Source organism: Amycolatopsis sp. NPDC051372 (assembly GCF_040682095.1).
In the GTDB taxonomy this organism is placed as follows: Bacteria; Actinomycetota; Actinomycetes; order Mycobacteriales; family Pseudonocardiaceae; genus Amycolatopsis.
On record NZ_JBFBAF010000001.1, the window covers coordinates 693763 to 713492 of the forward strand.

The 19730-nt window shown below is 70.9% G+C and carries 17 protein-coding genes; 13 read left to right on the top strand and 4 right to left on the bottom strand.

The genetic code is table 11. From position 1 onward, the window contains the following. Positions 1 to 269 precede the first annotated feature (269 nt). The 8 genes from ssd (at position 270) to AB0M56_RS03250 (ending at position 6531) form a co-directional block, all read left to right on the top strand. Positions 270 to 1331 (top strand): septum site-determining protein Ssd, encoded by a 1062-nt coding sequence (ssd, locus tag AB0M56_RS03215; protein ID WP_364170490.1) that lies wholly within the window; start codon positions 270 to 272, stop codon positions 1329 to 1331. A gap of 341 nt (positions 1332 to 1672) precedes the next feature. Continuing rightward, on the top strand, positions 1673 to 2809 hold the full coding sequence (locus AB0M56_RS03220; RefSeq protein WP_354867560.1) for a TadA family conjugal transfer-associated ATPase: 1137 nt from the start codon (positions 1673 to 1675) through the stop codon (positions 2807 to 2809). A gap of 354 nt (positions 2810 to 3163) precedes the next feature. After that, complete coding sequence (locus AB0M56_RS03225; protein ID WP_364170493.1) at positions 3164 to 3916, top strand: type II secretion system F family protein; 753 nt, start codon at positions 3164 to 3166, stop codon at positions 3914 to 3916. Positions 3917 to 4047: 131 nt separating this feature from the next. Then, positions 4048 to 4605 carry a type II secretion system F family protein gene (locus AB0M56_RS03230; RefSeq protein WP_364170496.1) on the top strand — a complete coding sequence of 186 codons (558 nt, stop codon included), beginning with the start codon at positions 4048 to 4050 and terminating at the stop codon, positions 4603 to 4605. Positions 4606 to 4636: 31 nt separating this feature from the next. Next, positions 4637 to 4801, top strand: coding sequence for a DUF4244 domain-containing protein (locus tag AB0M56_RS03235; protein WP_220244842.1), 165 nt, complete (start codon positions 4637 to 4639; stop codon positions 4799 to 4801). Then, entirely contained in the window at positions 4801 to 5139 is a 339-nt protein-coding gene (locus tag AB0M56_RS03240) for a TadE family type IV pilus minor pilin (protein WP_364170499.1), read from the top strand. Before AB0M56_RS03235 ends, AB0M56_RS03240 begins: the two co-directional genes overlap by 1 nt. Further along, positions 5136 to 5489 (top strand): Rv3654c family TadE-like protein, encoded by a 354-nt coding sequence (locus AB0M56_RS03245; protein WP_364170502.1) that lies wholly within the window; start codon positions 5136 to 5138, stop codon positions 5487 to 5489. The genes AB0M56_RS03240 and AB0M56_RS03245 overlap by 4 nt, the downstream gene beginning before the upstream one ends. A gap of 421 nt (positions 5490 to 5910) precedes the next feature. Next, complete coding sequence (locus AB0M56_RS03250) at positions 5911 to 6531, top strand: bifunctional DNA primase/polymerase (protein ID WP_364170504.1); 621 nt, start codon at positions 5911 to 5913, stop codon at positions 6529 to 6531. Positions 6532 to 6573: 42 nt separating this feature from the next. On the opposite strand, the gene AB0M56_RS03255 is transcribed toward AB0M56_RS03250, so the two are convergent. Then, positions 6574 to 9315 carry a DEAD/DEAH box helicase gene (locus tag AB0M56_RS03255; protein WP_364170743.1) on the bottom strand — a complete coding sequence of 914 codons (2742 nt, stop codon included), beginning with the start codon at positions 9313 to 9315 and terminating at the stop codon, positions 6574 to 6576. A 326-nt stretch (positions 9316 to 9641) separates the two neighbouring features. Here AB0M56_RS03255 and AB0M56_RS03260 point away from each other — a divergent pair, with 326 nt between their 5' ends. Together AB0M56_RS03260 and AB0M56_RS03265 are read left to right on the top strand one after the other, a co-directional pair. Then, the gene (locus tag AB0M56_RS03260) at positions 9642 to 11903 is read left to right on the top strand and encodes a sodium-translocating pyrophosphatase (RefSeq protein ID WP_364170507.1); all 2262 of its coding nucleotides are present in this window, start codon (positions 9642 to 9644) and stop codon (positions 11901 to 11903) included. 158 nt (positions 11904 to 12061) lie between these two features. Next, a complete protein-coding gene (locus AB0M56_RS03265) occupies positions 12062 to 12646 on the top strand; it encodes a hypothetical protein (RefSeq protein ID WP_364170510.1) in 585 nt (194 codons plus the stop codon). 47 nt (positions 12647 to 12693) lie between these two features. Here the strand turns inward: AB0M56_RS03265 and AB0M56_RS03270 are convergent, their stop codons facing one another. Both AB0M56_RS03270 and AB0M56_RS03275 read right to left on the bottom strand, forming a co-directional pair. Next, positions 12694 to 12825 carry a hypothetical protein gene (locus AB0M56_RS03270; RefSeq protein ID WP_364170513.1) on the bottom strand — a complete coding sequence of 44 codons (132 nt, stop codon included), beginning with the start codon at positions 12823 to 12825 and terminating at the stop codon, positions 12694 to 12696. A gap of 210 nt (positions 12826 to 13035) precedes the next feature. Further along, positions 13036 to 13491 (bottom strand): MarR family winged helix-turn-helix transcriptional regulator, encoded by a 456-nt coding sequence (locus AB0M56_RS03275; RefSeq protein WP_364170516.1) that lies wholly within the window; start codon positions 13489 to 13491, stop codon positions 13036 to 13038. Between the two features lie 52 nt (positions 13492 to 13543). Here AB0M56_RS03275 and AB0M56_RS03280 point away from each other — a divergent pair, with 52 nt between their 5' ends. Beyond that, positions 13544 to 14863: an MFS transporter gene (locus AB0M56_RS03280; RefSeq protein WP_364170519.1), complete on the top strand. Its 1320-nt coding sequence runs from the start codon at positions 13544 to 13546 to the stop codon at positions 14861 to 14863. A 70-nt stretch (positions 14864 to 14933) separates the two neighbouring features. Then, entirely contained in the window at positions 14934 to 15653 is a 720-nt protein-coding gene (locus AB0M56_RS03285) for a hypothetical protein (protein WP_364170522.1), read from the top strand. Here the strand turns inward: AB0M56_RS03285 and AB0M56_RS03290 are convergent. Next, positions 15650 to 16465, bottom strand: coding sequence for a serine protease (locus tag AB0M56_RS03290; RefSeq protein WP_364170525.1), 816 nt, complete (start codon positions 16463 to 16465; stop codon positions 15650 to 15652). The genes AB0M56_RS03285 and AB0M56_RS03290 overlap by 4 nt on opposite strands. Positions 16466 to 16781: 316 nt before the next feature. Here AB0M56_RS03290 and topA point away from each other — a divergent pair, with 316 nt between their 5' ends. Further along, the gene (gene topA / locus AB0M56_RS03295) at positions 16782 to 19694 is read left to right on the top strand and encodes a type I DNA topoisomerase (protein ID WP_364170528.1); all 2913 of its coding nucleotides are present in this window, start codon (positions 16782 to 16784) and stop codon (positions 19692 to 19694) included. Positions 19695 to 19730 lie beyond the last annotated feature (36 nt).

Consider the following 19730-nt stretch of genomic DNA (forward strand, 5'->3'; position numbering starts at 1 on the left):
CCTCCGTGTTCGCGGATCACCAGGATGTTTTTCGTGGCAATTACGAGATTGCCTGGAATTCCCCGGTTCCGGGGTCGCGGCTGGTCGTGCATTGTGCCTCATCGATCCGACCGGAACTTCGCGCCGAGCCGTTTCGGGCGGGAGTTGTCCACAAGCCACGGGTTGTCCACAGGTTGCGCGGTTGGCCATTGCCGTCGCGTCCGGGCCGGGTGATCTTGGTGGGACCCGGTCCACGTGGCCCGGGTTCGCTCCGCAAGGGGGAGGGCTTCATGAGAACCGCACGTCCACTTGTCGTCGCCGCCGACGGCGCGGTGCTCGACGAGATCCTGCGCGTCGCCGCGGTGGCCGGCTGCGAGCTCGACCGCGCACCGGATCTCGTGGCCGCGCGTCCACGCTGGACGCGGGCACCGCTGGTCGTGATCGACGAGGACTCCGCCGACGACCTGCACTTACCCCGTCGCGACGGCGTCTTGGTGGTGTCGAAAGGAGCGGTGGGCGTCGAGTCCTGGCGCCGCGCGGCCCTCGTCGGCGCCCGCCGCGTCCTGTGCCTGCCCGACGACGAATCAGACCTGACAGTGGCTTTGGCCGACGTCGCCGACGCCCCCGCCGAACACCCCGGCCCGGTTCTCGCCTTCCTCGGCGGCCGCGGCGGCGCGGGCGCTTCCGTGCTCGCCGCCGCCACGGCCGTCCAAGCCGACCGCGCCGGCCCTGCGCTGCTCGTCGATTGCGATCCCTTGGGCGGCGGCCTGGATCTCCCACTGGGCTTGGAAAACACGCCCGGCCACCGCTGGCCCGACGTCCGGTTGTCGGGCCGCGTCTCGCTGCCGTCTCTGGTCGACGCCCTACCTCGCCGCGGCACCCTGCCCGTGCTGGCCTGCGGCCGCACCGGCCCCGGCCCCGACCCGCGCGCCCTTTCCGCCGTGGTCACCGCCGGCCGCCGCTCGGGCCGCACCGTCGTCTGCGACCTGCCCCGCCACCTCGACGAGGGCGCTTTGGCCGTCGCCTCTCTCGCCGACTTGGTGGTCTTGGTCGTCCCGGTCGAATTCCGCGCCTGCATGGCCGCGCGGCAGGTCCTCGACCTCCTCCGGCCCCACGCCGACCGCCTCGCCATCGTCGCAAGTGGACACCCCCACGCCGGCGCACCCCCTTCCCGCACCACGGCGCTCCTCGGCCCACCCCTGCTCGCCACCTTGCCACCCGAACGCCGCGTCGCCGCCACCCTCGAAACGGGCGAGTTCGACCTCCCACCCAAGGGCGCCCTGGTCACCGCGGCGCGCGCGGTCCTGGCCGAACTCCACCCATCGTCGGCCGCCCTCCCCACGGCGGCTTGAGATGGGGCCGACGTTGCCGGGATCCGTCGAATACTCCGTAGGCGGCGGCGTGGTCGGCCGACGCCATTTCCGAAGTCCGCCCTCGGTTCGCCTCCGCCTTGGCGCTCGTGCCGTGACCGTGCCGTCCGATTGAGGCGCCCGCTGTGGTGCGGGCCGTAGCCCGAGCTGCCGAGAGAAGTACGTCGTCGTTCGTTTCGGTCGGCCCCCGCCCACTGCGCCAGACATCGCTCACCTGCACTCGGCAGATTCGCGTGGTCCTTGTCCTTTCCCTTTACCGCCAAACCATCCATCGTGCGTCGCCTCTGGAGCCCAGCCATGCCCACTCATCCGAAGCCACCGACATGACCACCGAATTCGTCGAGCGTGTCCGCAACCGGCTTGCCGGTGAGAGCCGCCTCGCGGACCCCGTCGCCGTCGCGGAGGCCGTGCGCGCGGAAGCCGGCGGCACCCTCAGCCACGACGCGGTCCTCGACGCCGTCCGCCAGGCCCACGATGAGTTCGTCGGCGCGGGTCCGCTCGCGCCGCTCCTGGAGGACCCCACCGTCACCGACGTTCTCGTCACGGCGCCCGACCAGACCTGGACCGACGGCGACTCCGGCCTGACCCGCACCGACGTCCGCTTCGCCGACGAAGAAGCCGTCCGCCGGCTGGCGCAGCGCCTCGCCCTCGCGGCGGGCCGGCGCCTCGACGACGCGCAGCCCTATGTGGACGGTTGGCTCCCCGTCCCGGGCGGGCACGTCCGCGTCCACGCCGTCCTGCCGCCGATCGCGCCCCACGGCACCTGCCTGTCCCTGCGCGTCCTCCGCCCCGCGACGCACACGCTCGACACCCTGACCGCACTCGGCGTCGTCAACGAAGAAGGCGCCGACATCCTCCGCTCGATCATCACGCGCCGCCTCGCGTTCCTGGTCACCGGCGGTACCGGCGCCGGCAAGACGACCCTCCTCAGTGCACTCCTCGCCGAGGTCAGCCCGCGCGAACGCATCATCTGTGTCGAGGACGCCGGCGAGCTCCGCCCTGCGCACCCGCAGTTCGTCAGCCTCGTCGCGCGCCCGGCCAATGTCGAAGGCGCCGGCGCCGTCGAGCTGCCCGAGCTCGTCCGCCAGGCGCTGCGCATGCGCCCCGACCGCCTGGTGGTCGGCGAAGTCCGCGGCGCCGAAGTCTGCTCCCTGCTCAACGCCCTCAACACCGGCCACGACGGCGGCGCCTGCACCCTCCACGCCAACTCACCCTCCGAGGTCCCCGCGCGCCTCGAAGCGCTCGCCTCCCTGGGCGGCCTCACCGGCGACGCCCTCCACAGCCAGCTGGCCGCCGCCATCCGCGTCGTCCTCCACCTCCGTCGCGACCCCACCGGCGCCCGCCGCCTCACCGAAATCGCGACCCTCCACCGCACCACCGCGACTACCCACACCACCCCCATCTGGCGCGACGGCCACTGGACTCCCTACCGCCCCCTCTTCGAGGAGACGACCGCGTGATTGCCTACCGCACCATTCACACGCGGTCCGCTCTTTGTCGCGCGGCCCGAAATCGCCTTGCCGTACTGCCTCAGGACTTCCCTTCCGCCGCTTCTCGTGCCGAGGCTGGAACCGACTGTTGCCCTGCTGAGGCGTCCCGGCGGCGCGAGGCCAACCGGGCGCGAACCGGCAGTCCATGCCGCTGTCGGCGCCGCAGCGGCATCGTCGAGGGGCCGACCCTCTCAGTCGCGATTCGTTCCTTCATCGCCGAGGAGGAGACGCCATGAGGACTCACTGCCCTTTTCACACCCACCCGGCGTTCCTGGTGCGTCCCTCGCGCGTGACCCGATCCTCCCTTTCCGAGGAGGTCGGCCCGTGATCACCGCCTGGCCGTTCCTCTGCTTCGGCACGGCCCTCCTCGCCTGGCCGACCCTGCCGACCCGGCTGCTGACACCACCGCGGCGACGGCTCACCATCCCCACGCCGCCGCGCCAAGCCATCTGGGTGCTGCCGACGCTCCTCGCCTTTCCACTCGCCGGAGTCGGAGCCGCAGTGGCGACCGCGTTGATCACCGTCGCGGCAAGGCAGGAATGGCGCAGCAGAAGGGAAACCTCCGCGGGGCTCGCCCGAGCCGAGCAGTCTTCGGCCGCCCTCCGCACGATGGTCGGCGAGCTGCGGGCCGGTGCTCATCCGGTACTCGCGGCGGAAGCGGCCGCCGAAGCCGTCCCCGCTCTGGCCGGCGAACTCACGAACCTGGCCACCGCCGCAAGACTCGACGGCGCACTCGAATCCCCGGAACTCCCGGAACTCGCCGCGGCCTGGACCCTCGCCCGCAGGCACGGTCTCCCCATCGCCGACACCCTCGACGCCACTCGCCGCGACGTCGACGTCGCGACGATGTTCGCCCGGCGGTTACACGCCAAGATGGCCGGCCCGCGGATGAGCGCGACCGTGCTGACTGGGCTGCCCGTCCTCTGCCTCGCCATGGGACAGGCCATCGGCGCCGAGCCGCTGACCGTGCTCACCCAGACCGTCCTCGGGCAGCTGTTCCTGGTGGCGGGCGCCGCACTGCTCTGGGCGGGCACCGCGTGGTCCCGCGCGCTCACCGGCCGCCGGGAGGTCCGATGACGCCGTACGCGCTCGCCGCCGTCGCGCTCCTCGTCTGGCCCAGCGCGCCGAAGCCGCGGAGCCTCGCGCCACCAACCACGTGGCGACCGACACTCCCGAGCCTCCGCACGAGACACGCTCTCGCCGCCGCAATGGCCGGAGCATCGGTAGCCGTAGTCGCCGGAATTACGAGTGGCGCACTGGCGGGAGCAACAGCCTGGTGGCTCCTCCGCCGCTCCCGCCGGCCCAAACCCCGCGACGACGTCACCGAACGCCTGAACTCCGCCGCCACCCTCGACCTCCTCGGCGCCTGCCTCCGCACGGGCCTGCCGGTGCCGACGGCCCTGGAAGCCGTCAGCGCCACCGCGCCCGAGCACACGTCGATCGCCATGAAAGCCACCGCCAACCTCCTCGCCCTCGGCGCGGCACCGGCCGAAGCCTGGGCCCAGCTCAAAACCCGGCCCGGATTCGAGGAGTTGTCAGTCGCCGCGACCCGTACGGCCCGGTCCGGCGCCGCGCTCGCCGCGACGGCCGACGAAGTCTCCCGGCGCCTTCGCGACGGGATCGGCGTCGAGGCCGAGGAACGCGCGGAACGGGCCGGGGTCGCGCTGGCATTGCCGGTGGGGCTCTGTTTCCTCCCCGCGTTCTTCGTGCTCGGCGTGCTGCCGGTGGTGCTCGGCCTGGCCGAGCGGATCGGGAGCGTGTTGTAGATGAATCCACAATGGACAGAAAGGACCGACCATGCACTTCCTCCCCGGCGACGAGGGCACCACTACGGCGGAGTACGCCATCGGCACAGTAGCCGCCGCGGCGTTCGCGCTCGCGCTGTTCGTGCTGCTCAGCGGCGACTCGATCAGCACGGCGCTGTCGGGTCTCGTGCAGCGGGCCCTCACGGTGGCGACCTGATGGCCGGCCGTCGCCGGGACGGCGGCATGGTCACGGTCGAAGCCGCCCTTTCGCTGGGCGCGCTCACGGCCGTGGTGGCTCTGCTGCTCGCCGGCCTCGCCGCGGTGCTCGGGCACATCCGGTGCCTCGACGCCGCCCGCGAAGCCGCGCGCCTGGCCGCCGCCGGACAGCCCGGTGCGGCCGAGGCCGTCGTGCAGACGATCGCGCCCCGCGGCGCGCGCCTCACCATCCGCCGGTCCGGCGACGGCATCACCGCCGAGGTCACCACCGACACGCTCACCGGCTTCCACCTGGACGCCAGCGCCTACGCCGTCGCCGAACCCGGAGTGCAGCAATGAAGGGCAACGACGACGGCGTCGCCACTGTGTGGACGGCCATCGTGATCGCCGCGCTCGTCGGCCTCGCCGCGGCGGGCTGCTGGCTCGGCGCGGCCGTGGCAGCCCGGCACCGAGTGGAAGCCGCCGCTGATCTCGGCGCGCTGGCCGCGGCCGCCCACGCCGCCGACGGGCCCGCCCGGGCCTGCGACCGTGCTCGCGAGGTGGCCGACCACGAGGGCGCGGTCGTCATCGCCTGCGGTTGGCACGAGCGCGACGCTCTCGTCGAAGTGCGAGCGGCGAGCCCGCCTGTCCCCGGGTGGCCGCCGCCCTCGGCGCGGGCCCGGGCCGGCCCCGTCGACCTTCCGGAGTGACGCCCGCCACCGCTCGTCCACCCGCCGTTACGACGAGTGGCGCCCGGTGTTGATCATCGCCGGAGCAATCAGACGCACTGTCTCGACGAGCGGTGAACAGCCACGAGCAGCGGTAGCTGACGCACGGCGAGCGGTTAAAACAGCTGGTCAGCGGCCTAAACGACGTGATGCGCCACAGCGGCCGCGAAGGGCGGTGAAAGTGTCAACCCGCGTGCTCAGGGGCCTCAGCGGGGGCTCAACGGCCGATCATCGGCTGTCCGTTATCGGCCGAGCGGTGGACCACCGGGCGTTCATCGCCCAGTAACCACCGGTTGTCGCGCGGCTCTTCCGCGCAACGTGCAAATTGCCGTTTAGTGAGACGTGCGCCACCAACGGCCCCGACCCGGGTGGCGCGAAACCGGACCTTGAAGGCAGGAAAGCAATGTTGGACGCGAATTGGCCGGACAGCTGGCGGAGCGCCTTCCGCATCGAACTTCGTGCGGAGGCGATCGGCCTCGCCTGGCGCGGCTGGCCGGTGCTCCCGGGGGCGACCCCGGCGCCGATCACCGGTGAGGGCGACGACCTCACGTGGCGCCGGCCGGTGCCGGAGCGGGACGACTGGCGCGAGCTGGTCGGCACCCACGCCCACGAGGTCGCCACCTGGTTCTCCGGCCGCACCCACAGCCTGCTCGTGGCCACGGGCACGGTCGTCGACGCCATCGAGGTCGACGACGAGCTCGGCAAGCGCGCCGCCCGCCTGCTGCGTGCCCTCGGCCACCCCGCGCCGATCGTCGCGATGCCCAATCGTCGCTGGCTGTTCCTCACCACGCCCGCCGACCACATCCCGGCCGAGCTCGCCGAGCAGGCGTCCGTGCAGTGGCACGGTGCCGGCAGCTACATCCCGCTGCCGCCGTCGCCGTTCCAGCACGGTGTCGTGCACTGGCGCGTGAAGCCCGAGGTGTGCGGCTGGCAGCTGCCCGACCCGGCCGAGGTGCACGACGTGCTCATGCGCGCCCTCGCCGACGAGCACGCCCCGCTGCTCGCGGAGACCACCGCTGCCTGACCGGTTCGACCCCGGCAAGCAGCGTCGACAACTGAAGAGATTTCACGCACCACCGTGGCCGCACTGCTCCCCGTGCTGACGCAAAGCCCCAAACACGGTATCCAGTACGGCCACCGCCCCTGCCTTGTCCAGCGGTTCGTTGCCGTTCCCGCACTTCGGCGACTGAACGCAGGACGGGCAGCCCGTCGGGCACTCGCAGGAGACGATCGCCTCCCGCGTTGCGGCCAACCACGGGACAATCGCGGCATAACCGCGGTCGGCAAATCCCGCACCCCCGGGATGCCCATCGTGCACGAACACCGTCGCCTCCCCGGTGTCCTCGTGCCACGCGGTAGACACCCCGCCGATGTCCCAGCGGTCGCACGTAGCGAACAGCGGTAGCAGGCCGATCGCCGCGTGCTCGGCGGCATGCAGGGCACCGGGGACGCGCGCCGGAACCAATCCGGCGCCCCCCGGTGCTCTGCCAGCACCCCCGGTCCCCACCGGCGCCCCACCCTCGGCCCCGACCCGAGCACCCCCGGTCCCCACCGACACGACAGCTGCTGGCGCGGCTTCGCCCAGAGCACCCCCGGTCCCCACCGACTCCACGCTCTCGGCCCCGACCCGAGTGCCCCCGGTCCCCGCCGGCGCGACGGTCGCTGTCGCGGCGTCGCCAGGAGCACTTTCGGTCCCCGATGGCTCGACGCCGCCGGTCCCCGCCTGCGCGACGGCCCCGGCCCGAGCCGCGCCAAGAGTGCCCCCGGTCCCCGCCGGCGCGACGGTCGCTGTCGCGGCGTCGCCAGGAGTGCCTTCGGTCCCCGCCGGCTCCACGGCCCCGGTCTCGACCCGAGTGCCTTCGGTCCCCGCCGGCGCGACGGCCCTCGCCCGAGCCGCGCCAAGAACACCCCCGGTCCCCACCCGATGCGCAGGGCCGAGCAAGTCGCTCGTCACCGTGTACCAGACGGCGCGTGTGTGCAGGCTTTGTTCCGGCAGGTCCAGCGGGGTGTGGTCCAGGACCTCACCCGACGGCCGGCGGCGCAGGTAGCCGACGACCTGCGACGTCACCGCCACCTCGCCCAGGCACACCGTGACACCGCCGTGGGAGCACTGTTCCTGCGTGGACAGCACCGAGATGTCCACGACCTCCCGCGGCGACGTGTGCCAGTCCGGGTCCTCGGCGTGCACGAGGGCGAGGCCGGTCTCGAGGTCGAGTTCGTCGACGACGTACGACGAACCCTGGTGCAGGTACACCGCACCCGGGTGCACGGCGTAGCAAGCCGACCCTGGGTCGACCGTGCCGAGCATGCGGCCGGAATCCGCCTCCACCACCGCGATCTGGTCGCCGCCCGAGCCGCGGATGCCGACTTCCGCGTGGGGGCGTTCGCGAGCGGTCCAGTACCAGCCGCTGGAACGGCGGCGCAGCAGCTTCTCCTCCGCCAGGTCCGCGAGCACCGCGCGCGCGGCCGGACCGCCGAACGTTTCCAGCTCCGGTTCGGTCAACGGCAGCTCCGCCACAGCGCACGCGAGCTGCGGCCCGAGCACATAGGGGTTCGTCGGGTCCAGCACGGCCGTCTCCACTGGACGCTCCAGCAGGGCCGCCGGGTGGTGCACGAGGTAGGTGTCGAGTGGATCGTCGCGCGCCACGAACACGACCAGGGCCTCGTCTCCCGCGCGGCCCGCGCGTCCAGCCTGCTGCCAGAACGACGCCAGCGTGCCCGGGTAGCCGGCGAGCACCACGGCGTCGAGGCCCGCGATGTCGACGCCGAGCTCCAGCGCGTTGGTGGTCGCCACTCCCAACAACCGGCCGGACAGCAAAGCGGCCTCCAGCGCCCGACGCTCCTCGGGTAAGAAGCCAGATCGGTACGCGGCAACGGTTTCCGCCAACGCCGGGTCCACTTCGGACAACAGTCGCCGCGCGCCCAATGCCGTGAGCTCCGCCCCACGGCGTGAGCGCACGAAAGCCAGCGAACGCGCGCCCTCCACCACCAGGTCCGTGAGGATTCGCGCCGTCTCGACACCCGCCGAACGTCGCACCGGCGCGCCGTTCTCGCCCGTCAGCTCGTCGAGCAGCGGGGGCTCCCACAACGCGACCGTCCGCGCGCCCCGCGGCGAAGCGTCCTCGGTGACGGCCGCGCACGGAAGCCCCGTCAGCCGCGAAGCGAACTCCGCCGGCGAAGCCGTGGTCGCCGACGCCAGCACGAACACCGGCGACGCCCCGTAGTGCGCGGCCACCCGCCGCAGCCGGCGCAGCAGCAGCGCGACGTGCGAACCGAACACGCCGCGGTAGCTGTGGCACTCGTCGACCACCACATAGGCCAGGTTCTTGAAAAACCGGGTCCACCGCGAATGCGAAGACAGGATCCCGCGGTGGAGCATGTCCGGGTTCGTGAACACCCAGTTCGCGTGCGCGCGCACCCAGTCGCGCTCGGTCATCGGGGTGTCGCCGTCGTACGACGCCGCCCGCACCGCCGGGACGTCCAAAGAGGACACCGAACGCAGCTGGTCAGCGCCCAGTGCCTTGGTGGGCGAGAGGTACAACGCGGTGGCCGCGGAGCCCGTGGCCAGTGAGGACAGCACCGGCAGCTGGTACGCCAACGACTTCCCCGACGCGGTGCCCGTCGACACCACCACATGGGACCCCTCGTGAGCCAGCGAAGCCGCCTCGACCTGGTGTTTCCAGGGAGTCTCCACTCCGGAGCCCGCGAACGCCGACACGACCGACGGCGCGGCCCACTCCGGCCACGCCGCGAAACCCGCCGCACGCGCGGGAAGCTCGGCCACGTGCGTGACCGGGTTCTCGTTCATCGGGACCCCGGCCGTGACCCGGCCCAGCAGCCTCCGTCCTCGCTCAACCACGTGCCGAAGCGTCGCACAGGGCACCGACAGAACCGGTGCGAGATCGATCAAGTGAGCAATCACACAAGGTCACGGAACGTGCCGTCACCGGGACGCGTTGCAGGCCCGCTGAGCACTACCAATACACTCCCGCAATCCACACCCTCTGTGGCGATCGTCATGTGAGACGTGCATTGCCCGCACGGCTAGCGTGTCGCTCGAAACAGATCCATGCCAGTGCAGGCACGCCGGGTACGACGAGTCCGCATTGGCCAACGGCGTTCCCAGGAGGACGAATGTCCCGGCAGTTCCTCGCGGAGGGCGGTCTCACGCTCACCGGGGGTGGCTACACCATCGTCGGTGTGGTCGCCGTGGTCGCCCTTGCCGCACTTGTCATCGGTTACGTGCTGCTCAGGGAGGTGCTGGCCGCGGGCCAGGGCACCGCCAAGATGCAGGACATCGCCAAGGCGGTGCAGGAAGGTGCGGCCGCATACCTGAAGCGGCAGCGCAACACCCTCGCCATCTTCGGCGTAATCGTGTTCCTGCTGCTGTTCGCGCTACCCGCCGACGACTGGAACGAGCGCATCGGTCGCTCGATCTTCTTCCTCGTCGGCGCGGTGTTCTCGTTCACCATCGGCTACCTCGGCATGTGGCTCGCGACGCAGGCGAACCTGCGTGTGGCGGCTGCCGCGCGTGAAGAGGGTGGCCGCGAGATCGCGATGCGCGTGGCGTTCCGCACCGGTGGCGTGGTCGGCATGATCACCGTCGGCCTCGGTCTGTTCGGTGCCGCGATCGTCGTGCTCGTCTACACGGGCCAGGCCCCGAAGGTGTTGGAGGGCTTCGGGTTCGGCGCCGCGTTGATCGCGATGTTCATGCGTGTCGGCGGCGGCATCTTCACGAAGGCCGCCGACGTCGGCGCGGACCTGGTCGGCAAGGTCGAGCAGGGAATTCCCGAGGACGACCCGCGCAACGCCGCGACGATCGCCGACAACGTCGGTGACAACGTGGGCGACTGCGCCGGCATGGCGGCGGACCTCTTCGAGTCCTACGCGGTCATGCTGGTCGCCGCGCTGATCCTGGGCAGCTCCGCCTTCGGTTCCAGCGGCCTGATCTTCCCGCTCATCGTGCCGGCCATCGGTGTCATCACCGCCGTCATCGGCGTGTACATCACGAAGGCGCGTGCGGGCGAGGGTGGTCTCGTCACGATCAACCGCTCGTTCTACATCTCCGCGGTGATTTCCGCGGTGCTCTCGGCCGTCGCGGCGTTCGTCTACCTGCCGAGCAGCTTCTCCGAGTTCGGCACGGCGTTCGCGGGCAACACCGGCAACCCGGCGGTCATCGCGACCGTCGCCGTGATCATCGGCATCGTGCTCGCCGCGGTCATCCTGAAGCTCACGGGTTACTACACCGGCACCGAGCACAAGCCGGTGCAGGACGTCGCCAAGACGTCGGAAACCGGTGCCGCCACGGTGATCCTCTCCGGCATTTCGGTCGGTTTCGAGTCCGCCGTGTACACCGCACTCGTGATCGGTGCCGCCGTGTTCGGTGCGTACCTGCTGGGCGGCGGCGTCGCGCTGTTCGCCGTCGCGCTCGCCGGCACCGGCCTGCTGACCACCGTCGGCGTCATCGTCGCGATGGACACCTTCGGCCCGGTCTCCGACAACGCGCAGGGCATCGCCGAGATGTCGGGCGACGTCGACGAGAAGGCCGCGCAGATCCTGACCGAGCTGGACGCGGTGGGCAACACCACCAAGGCCATCACCAAGGGCATCGCGATCGCCACGGCGGTCCTCGCGGCCACGGCGCTGTTCGGGTCCTATTCGGACGCGATCACGAAGGCGGTCGGTGGCACCGGCGACTTCATCGCCAACATCGTGAACCCGTCCACACTGGTCGGCGTGATCGTCGGCGCGGCCGTCGTGTTCCTGTTCTCGGGTCTCGCCGTCAACGCGGTTTCGCGTGCGGCCGGCGCGGTGGTGCAGGAAGTGCGCCGCCAGTTCCGCGAGATCGCCGGGATCATGGAGGGCACCACGCGGCCCGAGTACGGCAAGGTCGTGGACATCGTCACGCGCGACTCGCTGCGTGAACTCGCCACGCCGGGTCTGCTCGCGGTGTTCGCCCCGATCGCCGTGGGCTTCGGCCTCGGCACGGGCGCTCTCGCCGGCTACCTGGCCGGTGCGATCGCCACCGGCACCCTGATGGCGATCTTCCTCGCCAACTCCGGTGGTGCCTGGGACAACGCCAAGAAGCTCGTCGAAGACGGCAACCACGGCGGCAAGGGCTCGGCCGGGCACGAGGCCACCATCATCGGTGACACCGTCGGTGACCCGTTCAAGGACACCGCGGGCCCGGCCATCAACCCGCTGATCAAGGTGATGAACCTGGTCTCCGTGCTGATCGCGCCGGCGGTCGTCAGCCTCACGCTCGGCGGCGGCGCCAACACCACGTGGCGCATCGTGATCGCGGTCGTCGCGGTCGCGGTCATCGTCGCGGCGATCGTCGTGTCCAAGCGGCGCGGCACGGTCATCGAAAACGCTCCGGCGGAGGCGAAGGCCTGATCCGCCGTTCGAACACCGTCCGGGGCCCGGCGCGCTGCTCGCGTGCCGGGCCCCGGCGTGTCGGGAATTCTTCCCGCACTCCGGTGGGTGACTTGCGAATGATTCTCGGATCGGTACGGTCGGGGGCACCTGGACGTCGACGGGCAGGAGGTGTCGCGGTGCGGCCGCGGTCGACCGTTCTAGCCGCGCTGGTCACGGCACTCGGGGTCGGCCTTGCCGCCTGCGGGCAGCAGCCGCCGGTGTCGCAGACCCACAGCGGTGGGCAGGCGGACACCTCCAGCGAGGCCGATCCGGCCGCGAGATGGGCGGACGGCTATTGCTCGGCGGTCACCCACCTCGTGCGCACGCTCGCGAACCTGCCCGAGATCGACCCGAGCTCGCCCGAACAGGCGTCCCGCACGTCGAGCCGCCTCCTGTCGTCCGTCGTCGACGGCATCGACCAGACCGTCGACGGCCTCGACCGCGTCGGCCCGCCGCCCCTCCCCGGCGACGACCAGGCACGCGGCGACCTGCTCAAGCAGTTCACCTCCGTCCGCTCGCGCGCCGACACCGTTCGCGAACGCCTCGACACGGCCACCGACGCCTCCGCCACCAAAACCGCCCTCGGCGACGCCCGGGCCACCCTCGACGACGTCGCCGCCCTCAACGTCCTCCAAGGCCTCAACGCGACGCCGGAGCTCTCGGCCGCGGGGAAGCGGGCGCCGGACTGCCAGCAGCTCGTGGTACCGCCGGCACCGCGCTGACGGGGTGCTTCGGCGAGACAGACGGGTAGTTGGCGGTCAGCTGCTGCCTAGGTGGCCGTGAGCTCGTCGATCTTCCGCCGCTGCCACCGGCGCGACACGTCGAGCAGCTCCGGTCGGCTGTTGGTCAGCTCCGGCGACGCGCGCCGCCGACCCGGGCCAGAGGTGTCGTGAGGCGTCACCGGCTGCGTTCGCGGCGGACCATGCGCCTGGCGACGAGTGCGTGGCGCTGACGGAATTTTCGGTCAGGCGAACGAGGGAGCGCGGCGAACCACCGCTGCCGAGGTGGCGGTGAGGGCGTTGAACGTCATGCGGAGCCACCGAGCGGCGTGGCGAGGACCTCGTGCCAGCTGTGGGTGAGCTCCGGCGAAGCCCGGCGGTGACGGGGTTCGCTAGCTCTCCGCGTCGAGCTCGCTCGTGAGCCGGATCAGGTAGCCGGCGAAGCGTTGCCGGTCGGTGGCCGACCAGGTGGCGGTGAGGTCGTTGAACGTTCTGCGCTGCCATTGGTGCGAGGCCTTGAGCAGTTCGCGCCCGGTGCCGGTGAGCTGCAGCGACGCGCGACGCCGGTCCTGGCCCGAGGTGCCGCGGGTGAGGTAGCCGGCGGCGGTCGCGTCGCGGACCATGCGGCTGGCGCCGGAGTGGTCGAGCCCGAGGTGGTGCGCGACGGTCGCGACGGTCACCTCATCGGTGTGCTCGCTGCCCGTGTCGACGGCCTCGACCGCGAGGATGTGCTGCACGTGGCGCATCTCGCCTGTGAGCTCGGTCGACGTGCGCAGGGTCCAGCGCCGGGACCAGTGCCTGACCAGGCGGAACAACGCGGGGCCGGCTTCGGTGAGGGGTGGCGTCACGGCCTCCACCCTACCTTGACTGTGTGCGATCCGCATGCATAACGTGTGCGATATGCATGTACTTCTCCGCGGTCGTGACGCCGCCTTCGCCGCGCTCGTGCTGGGGCTGCTGATGGCTTCGCTCGATACCAGCGTGGTGGTCGCGGCGCTGCCGTCCATCGGCGTTGACCTGGGCGATCCGGGTGCGGTGGGCGGGGTGACGGCGGCGTACCTGCTGGCGGTCGCGGTCGCCACGCCGGTGCACGGCAGCCTCGGTGACCGTTGGGGGCGGCGGCGCATGTTCGTCGGCTCGGTAACAGCGTTCGCCGTCGGGTCGGTGGCGTGCGCCTTGGCGCCGAATCTGGCCGCGTTGATCGTGTTTCGCGCGGTGCAGGGGCTGGGTGGGAGCGGGCTGATCGTGGCCGCGGTGGCCGCGATGGCGGAGCTGTTCGACCGAGACGAGCTGGTGCGGCGGCAAGGCTGGCTGACAGCCGTGTTCGCGTTGTCGTCGATCGGTGGTGCTCCGCTGGGCGGCCTGTTGGTGGCTGTCGCGGGCTGGTGGTCGATCTTTCTGATCAACCTGCCGATCTGCGTCGTGGCTCTGTTTCTCGGGGTGCGTTCGGTGCCGGGCACGTGGCGCGCGGGCCGAATCCGGTTCGACTGGACGGGCGCGGTTCTGGTCGCGGTCGTCGGTGGCTGTGTCGTCGTGCTCGGCAGCAGTGCGGCGCCGGGGTGGGCGCCCGTGCTGGTGGTCGTCGCACTAGCCGCGACGGTCGCCTTCGTGCAGGTCGAACGGCGTGCGGCCGCGCCATTGGTCCCGCCGCGGCTGTTCGCCGACGCCCGCCTCGCGAGGGTTGTCGCCGTCACCTTCCTGACCGGCGTGGCGCTGTTCGGCAGCTTCACCTACGTCCCACTGGCCATTGGCGTCGCGCGTCCGGCGGCCACGGGGCTGCTGCTCATGCCGATGAGCATCGGGCAGGTGCTGGTGACCACCGGGTTCGCGCTGCTCGCCCGCCGATGGCCACGTGTCACGGTGTGGGGTCGGTTCGGGCTGGTCCTCGGCGTGGCCGGACTCCTTGCCACTGCGGCACTCCCGCTCCTCCAGTCCGGCCCGACGAGGTTGGTCGCCGTCGTCGTGGGGCTCGCGTGCAGCGGTGCCGCGCTCGGGCTGTCCATGCAGACCTACACGTTGCTGGCGCAGTCGTGGGCACCAACGGACATCCTCGGCGCCGGGATGGCCACACTCACCTTCGCGCGCCAGATCGGCGGCTCGCTCGGGATCGCGATCTTCGGCCTGCTCACGCTGCCTGCGGTGTTCCTCGTGGCCGCTGCCGCTCTGCTGGTCGCCGTGGTCGCCGCTCCCCGCGCCGGCGACGACCGCGCGGCGGCATGATCGCTCGATCGGCGAAAATCCGCCGCGTAACCCTCGCGTCCGATCGAACTTGTGTTCTATCATGATCCGCGTGGATCGGACGATCTCGCTGTTCTCGGCGGAGGCGAGCGGCCCGGGGCTTGCGGACCTGGCCGGCCTGCTGTGCTGCCAAGGACAGATCACCGGCTTCGGGCGCACGGCAGCGCGGCTGTCCGTGAACGTCGACGAGCAGTGGCGCGCCCGGGTGCTGGCGCGTGAGTGCCGTCGGCGTGGGGCCGACGCGCAGGTGGCGGTGAGGGAGTGCGGGCGGCCGCAGGTGCGCACGTCGTTCCGGGTCGACCTCCTTCCGCTGTCCGTGCAGTGGCTGCGCCAGGGGTGCTCGGGTCCGTCCGAAGACGATTCGGGCAAAGCGCTGCCCGAAGGCTTCCGGTTGAGCGGCGCGATGCTGCGCATGTGGGCCCTGGCGGCGGGGCGGCAGGGGCCGTCGGGCTACCTGCTCGGCATGGATCCGCTGGCGCCGCACCTGCACGACGATCTGCTGGCCGCGCTGGCGCCACTGGGCGTCCACGCGCGGTTGCTGGGGCCGAAGGCCGAGGAGCCCGCCGCGCGGTTGACCGGGCGGCGCAAGCTCGACGGGCTGCTGGAGCTCATCGGCGAGGCGCCCGCGGGCGCGGAGGACGCGTGGCCCGAGCTGCCCGAGCTCCGCGAGGAAACGCGGCCCGAACGCACTGAAGGGGACTCACGCCGCGGCGGAGGCGGCGGGAGTCCCCTTCAGTATTTGCTGGGTGACGTCCTGGAAGCAGTCGGTTAGGGCTTCGGCAGTGTGCAACCAGCCCGGTTGAGGTCGATTTCGCTCGCCGTCGTCAGACACGCGGGAATACCGAACGTCTCCTCGCCGTACTTGGTACCGGGATGCACGGTCACGTTCCCGGACCCGTCGACCTCGCACGGGTTGTCGAGCGTGCAGCGCTGGCCGTCGTCGTTCGACGTGTTGTTCACGCCGATGACCTTGCCGGTCGCGGTCTCGACGATCGGGGAGCCGGACGTGCCGCCGACGGTCTTGCACTCGGGCGTGTAGCGGATCGAGTCCTTCCACACCCAGCCGTTCTCGTGCAGCTCGTTCACGAACCCGTCGATCGAGCAGGAGGAGATGGTCTTCCAGTAGCCCGAGACCACGTCGATGTGCGTGCCCGCGGTCGGGTGCGCCGAGACGAGCTCGAGCGGCGAGACCCGGTACTTCTGCTTGATCTGGGCGTAGGTGGTGTCGAGTTGGTAGAGCGACACGTCGGTGTCGGTCATGGTCGCGTACACGACCTTCTTGGCCTTCAGCGTCCCGAGTGAACTTTTGCCGTCCGACGACAGAAGGCTGAAGGTCCGAGTGGATCGCTGACCGATGATGACCTCGCCGGGAGCGGGAAAACCCGACTCCAGGCAGTGACCGTTGGAAAGTACGAGTGCGGGTGCCGTGTCCGGCGTGCCGGCCGGTTTGACGACCGAGCCGGAGCAGTTGGACAGCGCCACCGTGCCGGAGAACGTGGTGGTCGCGGCGCTCGCCTCAGGGGCGGTGACCAGGGCGAACGCGGCCACCGCCGCGAGCACGCCACCGAGCAGGCGTCGGGTCATGGTGGTTCCTTTCGGCTCGACGAGGTAGTAAGTGAAGCGGTGCCGACGTCGGGACCACCACCGTCGAACGGAGGGTATCGGCGTGATCACGAGATACCCTGCACGGCACGTGTCCGGAATCACGTGCTAGGTGTGGAGAGGAAACATCGCCGAGGTCAAAGGCGATCCGACGGGCAGGGGCCCGGCGGCGTGTCAGGCCACCTAGCCGCTGCGCGGCCGGTGCGGGCGTGCACACTGGCAGGTCGAAGACGCGGGCGCAGCACCCCTCGTCGAGGGGTAAAGGAGTGCCGCCGCCATCGAGGGCGATGGCGCGGGGATGAGTGGAGAGCAGGGCAGCGTGGCAGGAGCACGGACCAAGAAGGACGGCACCGGGACGAACGGCGCCGGGACTCGGCGGCTGGTGATCGTCGAGTCGCCTACGAAGGCCCGCAAGATCGCCCCGTACCTCGGCGGCAACTACGTCGTCGAGTCCTCCGTCGGGCACATCCGCGACCTTCCGCGCGGCGCGGCCGACGTGCCGGCCCAGTACAAGGGCGAGTCGTGGGCGCGCCTCGGCGTGGACATCGACAACGACTTCAAGCCGCTCTACATCGTCACGCCGGACAAGAAGTCGAAGGTCACCGAGCTCAAGGGCCTGCTGAAGGACGTCGACGAGCTTTACCTCGCCACGGACCCCGACCGCGAGGGCGAGGCCATCGCGTGGCACCTGCTCGAGACGCTCAAGCCCAAGGTGCCCGTGCGCCGCATGGTGTTCCACGAGGTCACCGAGCAGGCGATCCGCGCGGCCGCCGACGCGACCCGCGAGCTCGACGTCGACCTCGTCGACGCGCAGGAGACCCGCCGCATCCTCGACCGCCTCTACGGCTACGAGGTTTCGCCGGTGCTGTGGAAGAAGGTCATGCCGAAGCTCTCGGCGGGCCGCGTGCAGTCCGTGGCGACGCGGATCGTGGTCGAGCGTGAGCGGGAGCGCATGCGTTTCACCTCGGCTTCGTACTGGGACATCTCCGCGACGATGCAGGTGAACACAGCCGCGGGCGCTTCTTCTGACGACACAGTTTCGCCGCAGACGTTCCCGGCGCGCCTGGTCGGCGTCGACGGCGCCCGCCTGGCCACGGGCCGCGACTTCGACTCCGACGGCCGGCTCAAGGGCACGGCCAAGGAGATCCGCGTGCTCGGCGAGGCCGAGGCGCAGGCCCTGACGCAGGCGCTGGCCGATCGCGACTTCACCGTGTCCAGCGTCGAGGAGAAGCCGTACACGCGGAAGCCGTACGCGCCCTTCATGACCTCGACGCTGCAGCAGGAAGCGGGCCGCAAGCTGCGCTTCACGTCCGAGCGCACGATGCGGATCGCGCAGAAGCTGTACGAAAACGGCTACATCACCTACATGCGTACCGACTCGACCACGCTGTCGGAGTCGGCGATCTCGGCCGCCCGCAGCCAGGCGACGCAGTTGTACGGCAAGGAATACGTGTCGCCTTCGCCGCGGCAGTACACGCGCAAGGTGAAGAACGCGCAGGAAGCCCACGAGGCGATCCGCCCGTCGGGTGAGGTGTTCCGCACGCCGGGCCAGGTCGCGGGCGAGCTGGACTCCGACGAGTTCCGCATGTACGAGATGATCTGGCAGCGCACGATCGCGTCGCAGATGGCCGACGCGAAGGGCACCACGATGTCGGTGCGCATCGTCGGCACCGCGACCTCGGGCGAGGAGTGCACCTTCGCCGCTTCGGGCCGCACGATCACCTTCGCCGGCTTCCTGAAGGCCTACGTCGAGGCCGTCGACACCGAGGCCGGCGGCGAGGCGGACGACAAGCAGAGCCGCCTGCCGGTGCTGGTGAAGGACCAGGGGCTGACCGCGTCCGACCTGTCGGCCGACGGCCACACCACCTCACCGCCCGCGCGCTACTCCGAGCCGAGCCTCGTGAGCAAGCTGGAAGAGCTGGGCATCGGCCGCCCGTCGACGTACGCGTCGATCATCAAGACCATCCAGGACCGCGGCTACGTGTGGAAGAAGGGCTCCGCCCTGGTGCCCTCGTGGGTCGCGTTCGCCGTGATCGGCCTGATGGAGCGGCACTTCGAGCGCCTGGTGGACTACAACTTCACCGCCGGTCTCGAAGACGAGCTCGACCGCATCGCCAACGGCGATGAGCAGCGCGTGGAGTGGCTCCAGAAGTTCTACTTCGGTGGCGACTTCGGCGTGGAAGGCTCGGTCGGACGGCTCGGTGGCCTGAAGAAGCTGGTCGACGGCAGTGTCGAGGGCATCGACGCGCGCGAGATCAACTCGATCCCGCTGTTCAACGACGCCGACGGGCACAAGGTCGTCGTGCGCGTGGGCCGCTACGGGCCGTACCTCGAGCGTGAGGTCGACGGCCAGTCGCAGCGCGCGAACCTGCCCGAGGACTTGCCGCCGGACGAGCTGACGTCGGAGATCGCGGAGAAGCTCTTCGCGACGCCGCAGGAAGGCCGTCAGCTGGGCGTCGACCCGGTGAGCGGGCACGAGATCGTGGCGAAGGAAGGCCGCTTCGGCCCGTACGTCACCGAGGTGCTGCCCGAGGGCGAGCCGCTGCCCGAGGGCGCGACGGCCGCGCAGAAGAAGGCCGCGAAGGCGAAGGCGCCGAAGCCGCGTACGGGCTCGTTGTTCAAGTCGATGACCATCGAGACGATGACGCTCGAGGACGCGCTGAAGCTGCTGTCGCTGCCGCGCGTGGTGGGCAAGGACCCGGAGTCGGGTGACGAGATCACCGCGCAGAACGGGCGCTACGGGCCCTACCTGAAGAAGGGCACGGACTCGCGCTCGATCCAGACCGAGGACCAGCTGTTCTCGATCACGCTGGAAGAAGCGCTGAAGATCTACTCGGAGCCGAAGCAGCGCGGCCGGTCGGCCACGGCGAAGCCGCCGCTCAAGGAGCTCGGTGACGACCCCGTGTCGGGCAAGCCGATGGTGGTCAAGGACGGGCGCTTCGGCCCGTATGTCACCGACGGCGAATACAACGCGACGCTGCGGAAGTCCGACAGCATCGAGGAGCTGACGGCCGAGCGCGGCGCGGAGCTGCTGGCGGAGAAGCGGGCGAAGGGCCCGGCCCCGAAGCGCCGCACCACGACGACGCGCAAGGCGCCGGCGAAGTCCACCGCGGCCAAGTCGGCTTCGGCCACGAAGTCGGCCGCTGCGGCGAAGTCGACGACGGCCAAGAAGGCGCCCGCGAAGAAGGCGAGCACCGCGAAGGCCAAGTAGCAGGCGGAGTTTCCGTCGGGGCCACCCGAGACGTTC

Coding starts and splice junctions, on each gene's coding strand:
- AB0M56_RS03290 (WP_364170525.1), bottom strand. CDS start 16,465: ATGACCCGACGCCTGCTCGGTGGCGTGCTCGCGGCGGTGGCCGCGTTC.
- AB0M56_RS03220 (WP_354867560.1), top strand. CDS start 1,673: ATGACCACCGAATTCGTCGAGCGTGTCCGCAACCGGCTTGCCGGTGAG.
- AB0M56_RS03245 (WP_364170502.1), top strand. CDS start 5,136: ATGAAGGGCAACGACGACGGCGTCGCCACTGTGTGGACGGCCATCGTG.
- AB0M56_RS03260 (WP_364170507.1), top strand. CDS start 9,642: ATGTCCCGGCAGTTCCTCGCGGAGGGCGGTCTCACGCTCACCGGGGGT.
- AB0M56_RS03230 (WP_364170496.1), top strand. CDS start 4,048: ATGGCCGGAGCATCGGTAGCCGTAGTCGCCGGAATTACGAGTGGCGCA.
- ssd (WP_364170490.1), top strand. CDS start 270: ATGAGAACCGCACGTCCACTTGTCGTCGCCGCCGACGGCGCGGTGCTC.
- AB0M56_RS03250 (WP_364170504.1), top strand. CDS start 5,911: ATGTTGGACGCGAATTGGCCGGACAGCTGGCGGAGCGCCTTCCGCATC.
- AB0M56_RS03240 (WP_364170499.1), top strand. CDS start 4,801: ATGGCCGGCCGTCGCCGGGACGGCGGCATGGTCACGGTCGAAGCCGCC.
- topA (WP_364170528.1), top strand. CDS start 16,782: ATGAGTGGAGAGCAGGGCAGCGTGGCAGGAGCACGGACCAAGAAGGAC.
- AB0M56_RS03235 (WP_220244842.1), top strand. CDS start 4,637: ATGCACTTCCTCCCCGGCGACGAGGGCACCACTACGGCGGAGTACGCC.
- AB0M56_RS03255 (WP_364170743.1), bottom strand. CDS start 9,315: ATGAACGAGAACCCGGTCACGCACGTGGCCGAGCTTCCCGCGCGTGCG.
- AB0M56_RS03280 (WP_364170519.1), top strand. CDS start 13,544: ATGCATGTACTTCTCCGCGGTCGTGACGCCGCCTTCGCCGCGCTCGTG.